This is a genomic window from Amycolatopsis sp. CA-128772 (assembly GCF_002904295.1).
Lineage (GTDB): Bacteria > Actinomycetota > Actinomycetes > Mycobacteriales > Pseudonocardiaceae > Amycolatopsis.
The window spans coordinates 98,077-114,161 of record NZ_PPHG01000023.1; the positions used below are offsets into that span (position 1 = coordinate 98,077).

General features: G+C 72.3%; 12 protein-coding genes. 5 read left to right on the top strand and 7 right to left on the bottom strand.

Annotated features, from left to right (window positions below):
* Window positions 1–229: 229 nt before the first annotated feature.
* A complete protein-coding gene (locus C2L59_RS10205; RefSeq protein WP_103349273.1) occupies window positions 230–1,675 on the bottom strand; it encodes a DUF1996 domain-containing protein in 1,446 nt (481 codons plus the stop codon).
* A gap of 250 nt (window positions 1,676–1,925) precedes the next feature.
* Here C2L59_RS10205 and C2L59_RS10210 point away from each other — a divergent pair, with 250 nt between their 5' ends.
* Complete coding sequence (locus C2L59_RS10210; protein ID WP_103349274.1) at window positions 1,926–2,792, top strand: substrate-binding domain-containing protein; 867 nt, start codon at window positions 1,926–1,928, stop codon at window positions 2,790–2,792.
* Between the two features lie 65 nt (window positions 2,793–2,857).
* On the opposite strand, the gene C2L59_RS10215 is transcribed toward C2L59_RS10210, so the two are convergent.
* The 4 genes from C2L59_RS10215 to C2L59_RS10230 form a co-directional block, all read right to left on the bottom strand.
* Entirely contained in the window at window positions 2,858–4,081 is a 1,224-nt protein-coding gene (locus C2L59_RS10215; RefSeq protein ID WP_103349275.1) for a cytochrome P450, read from the bottom strand.
* A 79-nt stretch (window positions 4,082–4,160) separates the two neighbouring features.
* Window positions 4,161–5,291, bottom strand: a complete 1,131-nt coding sequence (locus C2L59_RS10220; RefSeq protein WP_103349276.1) for an MFS transporter — start codon at window positions 5,289–5,291, stop codon at window positions 4,161–4,163.
* 94 nt (window positions 5,292–5,385) lie between these two features.
* Window positions 5,386–7,335 carry a glycerol kinase GlpK gene (glpK, locus tag C2L59_RS10225; protein WP_103349277.1) on the bottom strand — a complete coding sequence of 650 codons (1,950 nt, stop codon included), beginning with the start codon at window positions 7,333–7,335 and terminating at the stop codon, window positions 5,386–5,388.
* A gap of 249 nt (window positions 7,336–7,584) precedes the next feature.
* The gene (locus C2L59_RS10230; RefSeq protein ID WP_103349278.1) at window positions 7,585–8,337 is read right to left on the bottom strand and encodes an IclR family transcriptional regulator; all 753 of its coding nucleotides are present in this window, start codon (window positions 8,335–8,337) and stop codon (window positions 7,585–7,587) included.
* A 154-nt stretch (window positions 8,338–8,491) separates the two neighbouring features.
* Here C2L59_RS10230 and C2L59_RS10235 point away from each other — a divergent pair, with 154 nt between their 5' ends.
* From C2L59_RS10235 to glpD, 3 genes are read left to right on the top strand one after another with little or no spacing between them, the layout of a single operon-like run.
* On the top strand, window positions 8,492–9,313 hold the full coding sequence (locus C2L59_RS10235) for an MIP/aquaporin family protein (protein WP_103349279.1): 822 nt from the start codon (window positions 8,492–8,494) through the stop codon (window positions 9,311–9,313).
* Between the two features lie 28 nt (window positions 9,314–9,341).
* Window positions 9,342–10,856, top strand: coding sequence for a glycerol kinase GlpK (gene glpK / locus C2L59_RS10240; RefSeq protein ID WP_103349280.1), 1,515 nt, complete (start codon window positions 9,342–9,344; stop codon window positions 10,854–10,856).
* 17 nt (window positions 10,857–10,873) lie between these two features.
* The gene (gene glpD / locus C2L59_RS10245; RefSeq protein WP_103349281.1) at window positions 10,874–12,562 is read left to right on the top strand and encodes a glycerol-3-phosphate dehydrogenase; all 1,689 of its coding nucleotides are present in this window, start codon (window positions 10,874–10,876) and stop codon (window positions 12,560–12,562) included.
* Between the two features lie 10 nt (window positions 12,563–12,572).
* On the opposite strand, the gene C2L59_RS10250 is transcribed toward glpD, so the two are convergent.
* Window positions 12,573–13,445, bottom strand: a complete 873-nt coding sequence (locus C2L59_RS10250; RefSeq protein WP_103349282.1) for an aminoglycoside phosphotransferase family protein — start codon at window positions 13,443–13,445, stop codon at window positions 12,573–12,575.
* 91 nt (window positions 13,446–13,536) lie between these two features.
* Between C2L59_RS10250 and argG the strand changes: the two genes are divergently transcribed.
* Window positions 13,537–14,982, top strand: a complete 1,446-nt coding sequence (gene argG, locus C2L59_RS10255; RefSeq protein ID WP_103349283.1) for an argininosuccinate synthase — start codon at window positions 13,537–13,539, stop codon at window positions 14,980–14,982.
* A gap of 43 nt (window positions 14,983–15,025) precedes the next feature.
* Here the strand turns inward: argG and C2L59_RS10260 are convergent, their stop codons facing one another.
* Window positions 15,026–16,033: a medium chain dehydrogenase/reductase family protein gene (locus C2L59_RS10260; RefSeq protein ID WP_103349284.1), complete on the bottom strand. Its 1,008-nt coding sequence runs from the start codon at window positions 16,031–16,033 to the stop codon at window positions 15,026–15,028.
* Window positions 16,034–16,085 lie beyond the last annotated feature (52 nt).

The following is a 16,085-nucleotide window of genomic DNA, read 5'->3' on the forward strand; positions in this document are numbered from 1 at the left end:
ACGCCGTGTCGCCCTCCAATCACGCGAGATCCGCCGCCGATCACGCGAGATCCGCCGCCGATCACGCGAGTCCCGGGTTCGGTCACGCCGGCCGCGGCTTCGCTCGTGCGCGGAAGGGCATCACGTGTGAGCCAGCGGGCTTCATGCGTGATCGAAGGGGCATCACGCGTGACTGGAAAGACGACACGAAGGGCCGCGCCGGGGATTTCCCGGCGCGGCCACCTCGCCCTCACTGCTGGCAGCGCTTGCCGGTGTTGATGCAGTTGACGACCTGGTTCATCAGGCGCTGGCCCATGACGTTGGCGAAGTCGTCGTGGTCCGAACGCGGGTTGTGCTTCTCCTGCGCGAACGCGTCCACCTTGTACTCGCCCTTGACCTGGATGTCGTGCGGGATGTTGTAGACCAGCTTGATCACCAGCTGCGGGACGTTCTTGAAGCCCTGCGGGCACTTGCCCTGCTGGTCGGCGAACACGATGTGCGTGCGGTGGTTGGTGCTGTCGATGTTCTTGCCGTCCCAGCAGTTCGGGAAGGCGTGGATGCGCTCGACCTTGCTGTTCTGCGGGCAGATCGGGTAGTGGTCGGTGAGCCGGTCCTCGAAGCCGGTGCAGGTCCAGCTGGGGCGGGCGTTCGCCGGGCCGTTGGTGCTCTGCTTGGCGTCGCCGTACAGGATCCTGAGGAACTGCGGCATCGCGACGACCTTGCTCGCGCCGCCGCTGGTGAACGTGATCGTCGCCGACTGGACGCGCTGGATCTCGCCGTCGTTGTCGCCGACCTCGTTCTTGTCGTTGACGCCGGGCAGTTCCGCCGGCTGACCGCCCGAGTTCTGGCCGCCGTTGTCGAGGCCGCCCTGGCCGTTCTGCTTGAGCGCGCACTGCGCGAGCTCGCCGAGGTCGGTCGGCTTGGCGGCCCGGCGGCCGATCGCGATGGCGATCCGGTCGATGGTCGAGGCCCGCTTGTCCTTCAGCGGGCCGACGACGGCGTTCTGGATGTCCTGCGGGGTCTTCAGGTCCCCGTTCGCGATCCGCTTGTTCGCCTCGTCGATCTGCTTGTCCAGCAGGTCGAGGTTGCGGTTGACCTCGTCCATCGCCTGGTCCGGGACGTCGGGCAGCTTGCTCGCGACGTCCGGGCAGTCCACCTGCGCGCTCGCCTTGTCCTTGGCGCTGCCGGCGCGGTCGGGCTGCGTGGCGGGCGGGTTCTTCTCGTCGTCGCCGGTGTCGATCCGGACGACCGGCCAGAAGTAGGCGGACTTGTCGCCGTTCTTGCAGGTGGTGCCGGCCTTCGCCAGGCTCTTGTTGTTGGAGTCGGCGTTGGTGGAGAGGTTGCCGACGTAGTCGTGCAGGTGCTGGGCACCGTTCTTGATCCCCGGCTGCGCGATGAAGTTGTCGGGATTGAAGTGCTGGTTCTCGTTGCGGCCGCAGTCCACTGTGAACGTTCCGCGGGCGCCCTTGCGCTGCAGCGCCTTGTTCACGTTGATCCCGGCGGGCACCTTGGCGATGTCGATGAAGAACGACTTGTCGGCGGGATCGGCGCTGGCCTCGCCGGTGCGCCCGGCGGTGGTCGCGACGACGATGCCGCCGACCGCGATCGCGAGGGCCAGACCGCCGGTGGCGATCTTCGTGCGGCGGCTGATGCGATGCCTGCCCGTGGCGGGGGTGCGGGTGGTATTCCGGGCCATGGTCACCTCGTTCGGTTTTCCGGGCACGCCGAAGAGAGCCTGCGTTCCCGGGCTGGAGACGCGCGGAACCCGGGGAGCGGCACCGGGGCTCGGGTATCGGGGGACCCCGCCCGGTGTCACTGGTTCCGGCATTGGGGGGAACGGCTGCGGACCGGGACCGGTTCAGGCCGCGATTCCGCCGTTATCCGTTTGTTATTTATGGAAGGTGAACAAAGTTCACGTCTGACTCTGTGATCGCTAACATCAACCCATGTCCGTGGACGACGCAGGTCCGCTCGGCGCGCGGGTGCGCGGGCGGGGCACGCTCGGGGTGATCGCGACCGGGGCGGCGGCGTCGGGGCCGGTCCTGCACGGCCTGCGCGCGGCCGCGCGCGAGCAGGAGTACGCGTTGAGCGTGTTCAGCGTGTCCGGCCACAGTGGCCCGGCCGTGCTGGCGGCGGTCGCCGGCCTCCGGCTGCAGGGTGTGGCCGGCATCGTGATGCTCGACGGGCACCTGCTGGCCGAACTCGCGCCGGTGACCGGGATCCCGCTCGTGCCGGCGGCGTCCACCGACCAGTACGCGGGCGCCCGCCGGGCCACCGAGCACCTCCTGGAGCTCGGCCACCCGACCGTCTGGCACCTCGGCGGCCCGGAGGACGGCCCCATGGCCCGCGCCCGCGAACGCGGCTGGCGCGAGACCCTGGAGCGGCACGGGGCCGAGGTCCCGCCGGTGGTCCGCGGCGACTGGTCCGCCCGGTCCGGCTACCGCGCCGGCCAGTCCCTGGCCGTGGAATCCGGGGTGGGCGCGGTGTTTTCGGCCAACGACCACATGGCACTGGGCCTGCTGGCGGCGTTCGCGGAAGCAGGCATGCGGGTCCCGCGTGACGCGCACGTGGTCGGCTTCGACGACGTGCCGGAGGCGGCTTACTTCGCGCCCCCGCTGACGACGGTCCGCCAGGACTTCGTGGCGGCGGGCCGCCAGACCCTGGCGGCACTCGCGGCCCGCATCGACGGCGGGCCGGCGCCGGCCCGCGGTGCGGCCGAGGTCGAGCTCGTGGTCCGGGAGAGCAGCCGCTGCCTCAGGGGCGCCTGGGACACACCGGCTTCCGGTCCGGGATCGCCGGGGCGCCCGTCATGATGGGGCAGTACCCGGCCGCGGTCGACGGACCCTTGCCCTGCTCCAGCGCGAGCCCGGCCTGCCGATCACCGGGTCAGCGGCAGGGCCGCCATCCCGCGCAGCGCCGGGTTGGGGCGCCGCTGCACCTCCCCGCCGATCCGCAGTCCGGGAAACCGCTTTCCCAGCTGTTCGAGCACCACGGTCATCTCGAGCCGGGCCAAGGCCGCGCCGAGGCACAGGTGCAGGCCGTGCCCGAAGAACAACCCGCGGCCGTCGTCGCGGGTGATGTCGAAGCGGTCCGAGTCCGCGAAGCGCGCGGGGTCCCGGTTCGCCGCTCCGGCGAGAACGGTGATCGCGTCGTCCGCCGGGATCTCGTGTCCGTCGAGCACGGCCGGCCGGGCGGCCGCGCGCTGGCTCATCTGGGCGGCTCCGTCCCACCGCAACGCCTCCTCGGCCGCGCCGGCCGCCAGTCCGGGGTCGCCGGAGAGGAGGGCGAACTGGTCCGGGTGGGTCAGCAAGGCGTGGATCCCGTTGCCCAGCGCGCCCGCCGTGGTCTCGTAGCCGCCGCCGAACAGCACGACCAGCGCGTTGAGCACCTCCTCCTCGGACATCGGCTCCGCGCCGCCGGTGGGCCTGGCCAGCAGCGCGGACGTCAGGTCGGCGCCCGGTTCCGCGCGCCGCCGCACGATCAGCTCGGTGAAGTAGGCCCGGAATTCGACGGCGGCCGCGTCGACCTCGGCGCGCAGGTCCGGCGACATCGCCGGGTTCACCTGCTTGCCGATCAGGTCGGTGAGGCGGCGGAGCCGGTCGTGGTCGGCTTCGGGCACGCCGACCAGGTCGCCGATCACGGCCATCCCGAGCGGGTAGAGGACCAGGCCGACGAACTCCGCCGCGGTCCCGTCCGCGGTGGCGTCGGCGAAGCGGTTCAGGACCCGGTCGGTGGCCCGGCGGACGGCGGGTTCCAGCTCCTGGACGCGCCGGACGGTGAAGTCGCGGACGAGCAGGCGGCGCTCGCGCGTGTGGTCCGGCGGGTTCTTCCACGGCAGCAGGTCGGCCAGCAACGCCATCGCGGCGTTGTCGCGCCAGCCCGGCCGGTGCCGGTCGCGCCACCCGGCGTCCAGCACGCGGAACGTATCGCCGTCGGCGAGCACCTGCTGGCAGTCCGCGAACCGGCTGAGGACCCAGCCGCCGAAGACCTCGCTGCGGAAGATCGGCGTCTCTTCGCGGAGTTTCGCGTAGACCGGGTACGGATCGGCGAGCCCGGCCGGGGTGGACAGGGACAGCAAAGCCTGGTCGGCGGCTGCGGACACGAGCGCTCCCTCCGGTGGCGAACCGATGCCCGCAGTCTTCTCCTCGGCACCCGCGCCGGGGCAGGGTCCGGACCCGGTGTCACCCCGATGGCAGAGTGACGGCCAGCGCGAGCAGGGCGAACCCGGCCACCGGGGCGACGCCGAAGGCGGCGGACGCGCCCAGCGTGTCGGCGACGCGTCCGGCGAGGAACCCCGCCAGCGCGGAACCGGCCGCACTGGCGGAGTTGTTCCAGGTCAACGCCCGCGTGAGGACGGCCGGGTCGACGGCCCGCTCGGTGAGGACGTTCAGCAGGACCAGCGTGGGCGGGATCGCGGCCTCGGTGACGACCACCGCGGCGCCGAGCCACAGCGCCGACGGCGCCAGGGGGAGCAACAACGCCGTTCCCGTCAGGTAGGCAGCGGCGACGACGAGCTGGAGACGCGCCGGGGCGGGGTGCCGGCGCAGGCCGTGGAGCCAGCCGGAAACCAGCCCGGCGACACTCCCGGCGGCCACGATCGGCGTCGCCGCCCCGGGCACGCCGTACTCCGTGGCGAACGCGCTCACCGACACACCCATGGTGCCGAAGTACAGCCCCACGGCCAGGTTGAGCAAGGTGAGGCGCAGGAACCGCGGCCGCGAAGAACCGGGGCGCGCGGGCGGGGGCGCGGTCCGGCGCTGGACGGCCAGGGCCGCGCCGCCGCCGACGATCAGGGCCGCGGCGAGCGCACTGGCCAGAGCTGCCTGACCGGCGGCCCCGAGCGCGGTGACCAGTACCGGCCCGAGGAAGAACGCGGTGGCGTTCGCCAGGGACTCCAGGGCGAAGGCGGTGGGCAGGTCCGCGGCCGGCAGCAGGTGCGCCCAGCGGACCGCGGAGAGGGCACCGAGCTGCGGGACGGCCGCGCCCGCGCAGCCGGCGAAGGCGAGGGCCGCCGGGGTGGGCGAGCAGAGCACGCCGGTGATGGCGATCCCGTGCACGGCAACGGAAACCGTCAGGACGCGCGGCTGGCCGAACCGGTCGGCCAGGCGGGCAAGCTGCGGGCCGAGCCCGGCTTCGGCGACGGCGAACCCGCCGGCGGCGAGGCCGGCGGTGCCGTAGGAGCCGGTGCGGGCGTGGAGCAGCCACAGCAGGCCGAGGCCGGTCATGGCGATGCCCACGCGTCCCGCGGCGGCGGTGAAGAAGAAGGGGGCGGCGCCGGGAACGCGCAGCACCGAGCGATAGGTGGATGGCATGGGAAGTCCCCTGTGGAGGGACGCGGCCCGGCCGAGGCGGTCCGGACGACTGGAGCCGACCCTGGCAGACGCCACCCGCATCGGGCAACGGGTTTCAGAGCTTCAAGCGGTCGCCCAGGCCGCGGATGTGGCCGGCGTCGCCGCAGCCCAGGTCGAGCTGGCGGCGGCGTTCCGCGACGAACGCGCGGCCCAGCCCGGTCCGGTCCGAAGTGGACGTCGTCCGGCGCAGTTCGTTCAGCAGCCCGCGTTCTTCGCCGCGTACGTGCGCGTCGACGGCGTTCTCCAGGCGCAGCAACGCCTTCTCGAAGTCGTCGCCCTCCAGGACCGCCAGCAGGTCCTCGGCGAAGGGCGAACCGGGCGCGTCCGGGCGGACGATCCGCTCGGTCGCCGTCGCGTGCGCGACCAGCAGCGCAGCCAGCTCGGCCACCAGGGCCGGGCGGTCGGCTTCGGCGTTGCGCAGGTCGCGCAGGAGCTGCTCGAACCGGCGGTGGTCGGCCAGCAGCACCTCGACCAGGTCCGAGCCGGGGGCGGCCGCGGCCGGGGCCGGGCGCATCCAGCCGAACGTCAGCTCGACGGCCTGGCGCCAGTGCGCGTACTCGGTGTCGCGGCGGGCCGGGTCCATCGCCGGCAGCCACTGCCCGGCCCGGTGCCAGTTGCGCCGCAGGCCCTCCAGGTCCGGCCAGTACCCGACGGACAGCCCCGCCGCGTAGGCCGCGCCCAGCGACACCGTCTCCGCCACCATCGGGCGCACCACCGGCACGTCGAGGACGTCGGCGACGAACTGCATCAGCAGGTTGTCGGCGGTCATGCCGCCGTCGACCTTCAGCGACGTCAGCGCCAGCCCGGAGTCGGCGTTCATCGCGTCGACGACCTCGCGGGTCTGCCAGCCGGTCGCTTCCAGCACCGCCCGCGCCAGGTGGCCCTTCGTGATGTACGACGTCAGCCCGGCGATCACGCCGCGGGCTTCGCTGTGCCAGTGCGGCGCGAAGAGGCCGGAGAACGCGGGCACGATGTAGCAGCCGCCGTTGTCCTCGACCGTCCGGGCGAGGGTCTCGATCTCCGGTGCGCTGCCGATGAGTTCGAGCCCGTCGCGGAACCACTGCACCAGCGACCCGGTGACGGCGATCGAGCCTTCCAGGGCGTACACCGCGGGCTCGTCGCCGATCTTGAAGCCGACCGTGGTGAGCATGCCGTGGGTGGACAGCACCGGCGTCGGGCCGGTGTTGAGCAGCAGGAAGCTGCCGGTGCCGTAGGTGCACTTCGCCTCGCCGGGCGCGAAGCAGGTCTGGCCGAACAGGGCGGCCTGCTGGTCGCCGAGGGCCGCGGCGATCCGGATGCCGGGGACGACCCGCGAGGTGGTGCCGTAGACCTCGGTCGACGAGCGGATTTCCGGCAGCATCGCGCGCGGGACGTCGAAGAAGTCCAGGAGCTCGTCGTCCCAGTTCAGCGTGCGCAGGTTCATCAGCATGGTGCGCGAGGCGTTGGTGACGTCGGTGACGTGCACGCCGCCCTCGGCGCCGCCGGTGAGGTTCCAGATGAGCCAGCTCTCGATGGTGCCGAAGAGGACGTCCCCGCGTTCGGCGCGCTCGCGCAGCCCCGGCGTGCGTTCGAGCAGCCAGCGGATGCGCGGCGCCGAGAAGTAGGTGGCCAGGGGGAGGCCGCACAGCTGCCGCACCCGGTCGGCGCCGGGTTCGCGGGCCAGCTGTTCGAGCATGGCGTCGGTGCGGGTGTCCTGCCAGACGATCGCCCGCCCGGCCGGGTTGCCGGTGCGCCGGTCCCAGAGGACGGTGGTCTCGCGCTGGTTGGCGATCCCGAGCCCGACGACCTGCTCGGCGCTCGCCCCGGCGTCGGCGAGGGCCTGCGGGACGATCCGCGAGAGGTTGCGCCAGATCTCGGTCGCGTCGTGCTCGACCCAGCCGGGGCGGGGGAAGTGCTGCTGGTGCTCCCGCTGCACGACGGAGACGAGCCGGCCGCGGGCGTCGAACAGGATGCACCGGGTGGAGGTGGTGCCCTGGTCGATGGACATCACGTACCGCTGGACCATGGACTCACCTCCCTCGGCCGGGCGTACTGGGCACAGGCTGCGCGGCGTGCCGGGCCGCGCGGTCGGCGGCGCAAGCCGTGGGCGGCAGGCCGGGTCTCGAGGGCCCGCCGCGGCGGGGAGCGTAGCCGAGCCGGGCGCGAGGGGCCGCGGTCGTGGCTCGACACGGCAAGGGCCGCGTGAGGCGGCGCCGCGCCGCGCGGTCGAGCGCGGCCCGGCCGGGCCGCGGGCGGGTCACCCTCGTCGCCTCCTTCACCATCGTGACGCACCCAGGTCCCGCGACACCGCGCGCGCCGCGTCGCGCACGTGGCCCAGCAGCCGCGGGCTCGGGGTGCCGTCCGGCTCGCAGATGCGCTCCACCGCGCCGGACACGCCGATCGCACCGACCACGATGCCGCCGTGGCCGCGGATCGGGGCCGCGATCCCGGCCTCGCCCGAGATCATTTCGCCGTTTTCCGCGGCCCAGCCCGCCTCCCGTACCCTCGCACACGCGCGCTTGATCGCCGTCTGGGTGACCAGCGTGCGGCGCGTGTACGGCTCCGGAGCCGCCTTCAGCGTCGTGTCGTAGGCCAGCAGGACCTTGCCCAGCGCGGTCGCGTGCAGCGGCAGCAGCGTCCCGACGTCGAGGGTCTGCAGGCTGTCGTCCGGCCGGAACACGTGGTGCACGACCAGCACCCGGCCCTCCAGGGGCGCGCCGATCCGGACCGCCTCGCCGCTGCGGGCGGCCAGCGCGTCGGCCCAGTTGATCGCCCGGGAGCGCAGCTCGTTGACGTCCAGGTAGCTCGTGCCCAGGTGCAGCAGCGCCGCGCCGAGCTGGTACTTGCCCGTGTCGCGGTCCTGCTCGACGAACCCGACGCCCTGCAGCGTCCGCAGGATCCCGTGCGCGGTGCCCTTCGCCAGTTCGAGTGACTCGGCGATCTCGCCGACGCCCAGGCGCCCCGAGCCGCGCGCCAGCAACCGCAGGATCGCGGCGGCGCGCTCGATGGACTGGATCGGACCGGGCACCGCGCGACCCTAACGCGACCGGCCGCGATTCGACAATGTCGAACATCCACATCGGCCGTTCGACAATGCCGACCGCCGTCCGTTGACCCTCTCGACCAGCGAACTTAACTTTCATCCACCAATAGGGGGACAAGGTCCTTTGTGGAGGAAAGCAATGGTGCGAAGCCTCAAGGCCCGTGGACTCGCCGGCGAAATGGCCGCCGAGTTCGTGGGGACGATGATCCTCATCCTCTTCGGGTGTGGCGTGGTGGCGCAGGTCGCCGCCGCGGGCATCGGGGACCACGACAGCATCGCCTGGGCCTGGGGCCTGGGCGTCACGCTCGGTGTTTACGTCGCTTCGCGGATCAGCGGCGCGCACCTGAACCCGGCCGTAACGATCGCCCTCGCGGTGTTCAAGGGCTTCGAGTGGCGCAAGGTCGCCCCCTACGCCCTGGCGCAGACCGTCGGCGCGTTCCTGGCCGCGCTGCTGGTGCGCTGGAACTACACCGAGGTGCTCAACGCCAAGGACCCCGGCCTGACGATCAAGACCCAGGGCGTGTTCTCCACCCTGCCGGGTAACGGCACCCTGCCGGTGGGTGACTGGGGTGCCTTCCGCGACCAGATCATCGGCACCGCGATCCTGCTGATCGTCCTGTTCGCCATCACCGACCTCCGCAACACCTCGCCGGGCGCGAACCTGGCCCCGGTCGTCGTCGGCTTCCTCGTCGTCGCCATCGGCATGGCCTGGGGCACGAACGCCGGCTACGCGATCAACCCCGCCCGCGACTTCGGCCCGCGCCTGGCCTCCTGGCTGACCGGCTACGACACGGCGTTCACCGACCAGTACGGCTTCCCCTACTGGTGGATCCCGATCGTGGGCCCGGTCATCGGCGCCCTGGTCGGCGGCGCGATCTACAAGTACCTGATCGAGCGGTTCCTGCCCGCCGGTGACCCGCTGGACGCCATGCCCGCCAAGGACCTCGAGCCCGCCAACTGACCCACCGATCGAACACAGGAGCACGACCATGCCGGACTTCGTCGGTGCCGTGGACCAGGGCACGACCAGCACCCGCTTCATGATCTTCGACCACGGCGGCAACGAAATCGCCCGCCACCAGCTCGAGCACGAGCAGATCCTGCCCAAGCCGGGCTGGGTCGAGCACGACGCCACCGAGATCTGGGAACGCACCCGCTCGGTCATCGCGACCGCGCTCAACAAGGCCGGCCTGACCGTCAACGACCTGGCCGCGCTGGGCATCACCAACCAGCGCGAGACCACCGTCGTCTGGAACCGCCGCACCGGCCGCCCGTACGGCAACGCCATCGTCTGGCAGGACACCCGCACCGACCGGATCGCCTCCGCGCTCGAGCGCGAGGGCAAGGGCGACATCATCCGCCGCAAGGCCGGCCTGCCGCCCGCCACCTACTTCTCCGGCGGCAAGCTGCAGTGGATCCTCGAGAACATCCCGGGCGTGCGCGAGGACGCCGAGAAGGGTGACGCCCTCTTCGGCACCACCGACTCGTGGCTCATCTGGAACCTCACCGGCGGCCCGGACGGCGGCGTGCACGTCACCGACCCGACCAACGCCTCCCGCACCATGCTGATGGACCTCGAGAACCTCGACTGGGACGACGAGCTGCTGTCGTTCTTCACCGTCCCCCGCCAGATGCTCCCGGCGATCCGGCCGTCGTCGAACCCCGGCTTCGGCACCACCCGCACCGGCGGCCCGCTCGGCGGCGAGGTCGCCATCACCGGCGTCCTCGGCGATCAGCAGGCCGCCACCGTCGGCCAGGTCTGCTTCCGGCCCGGCGAAGCCAAGAACACCTACGGCACCGGCAACTTCCTGCTGCTCAACACCGGCCAGGAGCTGGTGCGCTCGCAGCACGGCCTGCTGACGACGCTGTGCTACCAGTTCGGCGACGACAAGCCGGTCTACGCCCTCGAAGGCTCGATCGCCGTCACCGGGTCGGCCGTCCAGTGGCTGCGCGACCAGCTCGGCATCATCAGCGGCGCGTCCCAGAGCGAAAGCCTGGCCCGCCAGGTCGAGGACAACGGCGGCGTCTACTTCGTCCCGGCGTTCTCCGGCCTGTTCGCCCCGTACTGGCGCTCCGACGCCCGCGGCGCGATCGTCGGCCTCACCCGCGCCACGACGAACGCCCACATCGCGCGGGCCACCCTGGAGGCGATCTGCTACCAGACCCGCGACGTCGTCGAGGCGATGCAGAACGACTCCGGCGTGACGCTGGACGTGCTGCGGGTGGACGGCGGCGTCACCGCCAACGAGCTGTGCATGCAGCTGCAGGCGGACATCCTCGGCGTGCCGGTGTCGAAGCCGGTCGTCGCCGAAACCACCGCGCTCGGTGCCGCGTACGCGGCCGGGCTCGCGGTCGGCTTCTGGAAGTCGACCGACGAGCTGGAGCAGAACTGGAACGAGGACAAGCGCTGGACGCCGTCGTGGAGCGACGAGCAGCGCGCCGAGGGCTACGCGGGCTGGCAGAAGGCCGTCGGCCGCACGCTCGACTGGGTCGACGTGCAGTGAGTACGAGGAGGAACACCGTGACCCCGCTTTCCCCGCAGTACCGGGCGGAGACCCTGCGGAAGCTGGTGAGCGAAGAGGTCGACGTGCTCGTCGTCGGCGGGGGCGTGACCGGGGCCGGCGTCGCGCTCGACGCCGCGTCCCGGGGCCTGGAGACCGCGCTGGTCGAGGCCCGCGACTTCGCCGCCGGCACGTCCAGCCGGTCGTCCAAGCTGATCCACGGCGGCCTGCGCTACCTGGAGCAGCTGGACTTCAAGCTGGTGCGCGAAGCCCTCAAGGAACGCGGCCTGCTGCTGCAGAAGCTGGCCCCGCACCTGGTGCGGCCGGTCAAGTTCCTGGTCCCGCTGCAGCACCGGGTGTGGGAGCGCGGCTACATCGGCGCCGGCGTCACGCTGTACGACACCCTCGGCGGCGCCCGCGCGCTGCCGAGGCACCGGCACCTGTCCAAGCGGGGTGCCTTCAAAGCGGCGCCGGCGCTCGCGGACGACGCGCTGATCGGGGCGATCCAGTACTACGACGCCCAGGTCGACGACGCTCGCCACACGATGACGATCGCGCGGACGGCCGCCGAGCAGGGCGCTTCGGTCCTGACGCGGACACGCGTGACGTCGCTGCTTCGCGACGGCGAGCGCGTCGTCGGGGCGAAGGTCGTGGACCGCGAGAGCGGGGTCGAGTTCGAGATCCGCGCTCGCACGGTGGTCGCCGCGACCGGGGTGTGGAGCGACGACATGGCGGAGGCGGCGGGCATTCCCGCGCCGTTCACCGTCCGCGCCTCGAAGGGCATCCACCTGGTGGTGCCGCGGGAGAAGATCGACCTGGACACCGGGCTGATCCTGCGCACGGAGAAGAGCGTGCTGTTCGTCATCCCGTGGGGACGGCACTGGATCGTCGGCACCACCGACACCGAGTGGGACCTCGACCGCGAGCACCCGGCGGCCAGCCGGGCGGACGTCGATTACGTGCTCGGGCACCTCAACGCCGTGCTCCGGACACCCGTGACGCACGATGACATCGAGGGCGTCTACGCCGGCCTCCGCCCGCTGCTGGCGGCGAAGGCGACCGCGACGACGAAGCTGTCGCGGGAGCACGCGGTGGCCCGCCCGGTGCCGGGCCTGGTCATCGTGGCCGGCGGCAAGTACACGACGTACCGGGTGATGGCCGCGGACGCGGTCGACGCCGCGGTCGAGGAGGTCGGCCGCCCGGCTCCGCCGTCGTGGACCGACCGGCTCCCGATCGTCGGCGCCGACGGCTACCACGAGCTGTGGGAGGGCCGGTTCGCCCTGGCCGCGCGGGCCGGGTTGCCGCTGACCCGCGTCGAGCACCTGCTGCAGCGGTACGGCACGCGGATCTGGAACCTCGTTTCGCTGATCGAGGACGATCCTTCGCTCGGGGACCCGATCACGGAGACCTCCGAGTACCTGCGCGTGGAGGCCGTCTACGCGGTCTCCCACGAGGGTGCGCTGCACCTGGAGGACGTCCTCACCCGGCGGACGCGAATCTCGATCGAGGAGCGCGACCGCGGGGTGGCGGCGGCTCCGGTCGTCGCCGGGCTGATGGCGCCGCTGCTGGGCTGGGACGCGCACCGGACGGACCGCGAGGTGGCGAACTACCTGGCCCGCGTCGAGGCGGAGCGCTCGGCCCAGGAGGCCCCGGACGACGCGGCGGCGAACGCCACCCGCCTCGCGGCGCCGGCGCTCCTGCCGAGCTGATCCGGCGTGCTCACGGAGCTGGAGCGCATCCCAGCTCCGTGAGCACGTAGCGCGCGTTGGCCGAGATGACGGGGTTCGTGTGCCGGTAGTACGGCAGCTGGATGACGGCCATCGACAGCGCCCGCCCGCGGCCGCGGGCCCAGCTCGCGTCGTCGGCGCCCACGACGTCGCGGAAAGCGGATCGGGTGGCCGCGGTCAGGAGGTTCCACGCGGGGATCAGGTCGATCGCCGGGTCGCCCACGCCGGCCGTGGCCCAGTCGAGGACGCCGGAGAGGCGGCCGTCGCGCAGCAGGAGGTTGCTCGGCATCAGATCGCCGTGCACCCAGCACGGCGGCCCGGTCCACTGTGGAGCGTCGAGCGCCTCGGCCCAGACGTGCCGGGCCGCCTCGGCGTCGAACGGCTCATCCGTCCGGCTCAGCTCCTCGATCGCCCGGCGGGTGGCCGTGTCCACTGTGGACAGCGGCCGGCCGCGCGAGGCCGGGGGACCGGTCGCGGTGTTCGCCCGCAGCGCGACGACGAACTCCGCCAAGCCTTCGGCCGGGCGGCCTTCGACCGCCGGTTCGCCGTCGAGCCAGCCGTGCACCGCCCACGGCCACGGAAAGCCTTCGGCGGGTTCGCTCACGGCGAGGACAGCAGGGACCGCCACCGGCAGCTCGCCCAGGGCACCGAGCACCCGGCGTTCCTTCGCGATGTCGGAGGCGCCGCCCGCGGTGAGCGGAAGCCGGACGGTCAGCTCGTCCCCGAGGCGGTACACGGCGTTGACCGTGCCGCCCGACGCCAGGGGAGTGGCCCGGAGGTCCGCCCACTGCGGGAACTGCCCGCGCACCAACCGCTCGGCCAGCTCGGTGTCGACGGCGTGCTCGTCGGCGTGCATCCGGACCATGCGATCAGCGAACCATGCAGGTCAACCGGGTTTCCGTGAGCCAGGGCACCCCGGATTGCACGACGATGCATGGGCGTGCATAATCATTCGCATGTCCAAGGTGCTCACTTCCCTGCCCGTCGGCGAGCGTGTCGGTATCGCCTTCTCCGGTGGCCTCGACACTTCCGTAGCGGTCGCGTGGATGCGCGACAAAGGCGCGGTCCCCTGCACCTACACCGCCGACATCGGCCAGTACGACGAGCCCGACATCGAGTCGGTGCCCGGCCGGGCCGGGCAGTACGGCGCCGAGATCGCGCGGCTCGTCGACTGCCGGGAAGCGCTGGTCGAAGAGGGGCTCGCGGCCCTGACCTGCGGGGCGTTCCACATCCGCACCGGCGGCCGCAGCTACTTCAACACCACCCCGCTCGGCCGCGCGGTCACCGGCACCCTGCTGGTGCGCGCCATGCTCGAGGACGACGTCCAGATCTGGGGCGACGGCTCCACCTACAAGGGCAACGACATCGAGCGGTTCTACCGCTACGGCCTGCTGGCCAACCCCTCCCTGCGGATCTACAAGCCGTGGCTCGACGCCGACTTCGTCACCGAGCTCGGCGGCCGCAAGGAGATGTCGGAGTGGCTGGCCGCGCACGACCTGCCCTACCGGGACAGCACCGAGAAGGCCTACTCGACCGACGCCAACATCTGGGGCGCCACGCACGAGGCCAAGTCCCTGGAGCACCTGGACACCGGCATCGAGATCGTCAAGCCGATCATGGGCGTGGCGTTCTGGGACCCCGAGGTCGAGATTCCGGCCGAGGACGTCACCATCGGCTTCGAGCAGGGCCGGCCGGTGACGATCAACGGCAAGGAGTTCGCCACCGCCGTCGACCTGGTCCTGGAGGCCAACGCCATCGGCGGCCGGCACGGCCTGGGCATGTCCGACCAGATCGAGAACCGGATCATCGAAGCGAAGAGCCGCGGCATCTACGAGGCCCCGGGCATGGCGCTGCTGCACGCCGCCTACGAGCGGCTCGTCAACGCCATCCACAACGAGGACACCCTCGCCAGCTACCACAACGAGGGCCGCCGCCTCGGCCGCCTGATGTACGAGGGCCGCTGGCTGGACCCGCAGGCGATGATGCTGCGCGAGTCGCTGCAGCGCTGGGTCGGCACCGCGATCACCGGCGAGGTGACGCTGCGCCTGCGCCGCGGCGAGGACTACTCGATCCTCGACACGTCCGGCCCGGCGTTCAGCTACCACCCGGACAAGCTGTCGATGGAGCGCACCGAGGACTCCGCGTTCGGCCCGGTCGACCGGATCGGCCAGCTCACCATGCGCAACCTCGACATCGCGGACTCGCGGGCGAAGCTGGAGCAGTACGCGCTCCTCGGCATGGTCGGCGGCTCGAACCCGAAGCTGATCGGCGCCGCCCAGGCCGCGTCGACCGGGCTCATCGGCGCGATGCCCGAGGGTGGCGCCGAGGTGATCGCCTCGCGCGGCAAGACCGACGACGTCGAACTGCTCGACAGCGCCGCGATGGAGTTCGGCACGGACTGACCCGCGACGGCCACCACGGTGCTCGTGGTGGCCTTCCGCGCGGTCAGGGCACGAGCACGACCTTGCCGGTGACCGTGCCGGATTCGGCCAGCGCCAGGGCTTTCCCGGCTTCGGTCAGCGGGATCCGCGCGGCCACCTGCGCCGTGAGCTGCCCCTTCGCCGCCAGGGCGAAGACGGCGGTGAGGTCTTCGGTGAGCCGCGCGCGGAACTTCGCGAGGTTCCGCTTGCCGCCCCAGACGTTGTAGAAGTGCGCCCCGCGGCGGTTCGGCAGGACGTTCCACCACAGCAGCCGGGCGACCAGCTTCAGCACGGCGGGCTTCGGGTTGCCGCCGGTGTTCACCGTGGACGCGCTGCCGTAGGCGACCAGCGTGCCGCCCGGGGCGAGCAGGCGGAACGAGTCGACGATGCCGGGACCGCCGACGTGGTCGAAGACGGCGTCGACCCCGCCGGGCGCCAGTTCGCGGACGCGGGCCGGCACGTCGCCGCGGTAGTCGAGGGCGGTGGCGCCGAGCGCGGTCACGACGTCGAGGTTGCGGGCCGACGCGGTGCCGATCACCTCGATCCCGGCCGCCCGGGCGAGCTGCACCAGCGTCGAGCCGACGCCGCCGCTCGCGCCGTGGACCAGGATCGTGCCGCCGGGGCCGACCTTCGCGGTCCGGTGCAGCATCTGGTGGGCCGTGATGCCGTTGACCACGAACGTCTCGGCGTCGGCCGCGTCCAGCGCGTCGGGCACCGGAACCAGGTCGTCGGCGGGGACGGCGAGGTGGCTGCGCCAGCCGCCGATCTTGGTCATGGCGGCGACGCGGCGCCCGACCAAGGTCTCGTCCTCGGCTTCGAGCACGGTGCCGACGACGTCGTAGCCCGGCACGAAGGGGAACGGCGGCTGGTCGTAGTACTTGCCCCGGCGCATCTGCTGCTCGGCGAACGAGACGCCGGTGGCTTCGACGCGGACCAGGGCTTCCCCGCGGGCCAGGGGCGGCAGCTCGCGGTGCTCGACGCGCAGGCCGTCCGGCTCGACGAGGCCGGGGAGGACGATCTCGGTGACGTTCATGGTGCTTCCTTTCAGTGTGAGTGACTGGTCAGTCACTCGACGGGCGCGAAAA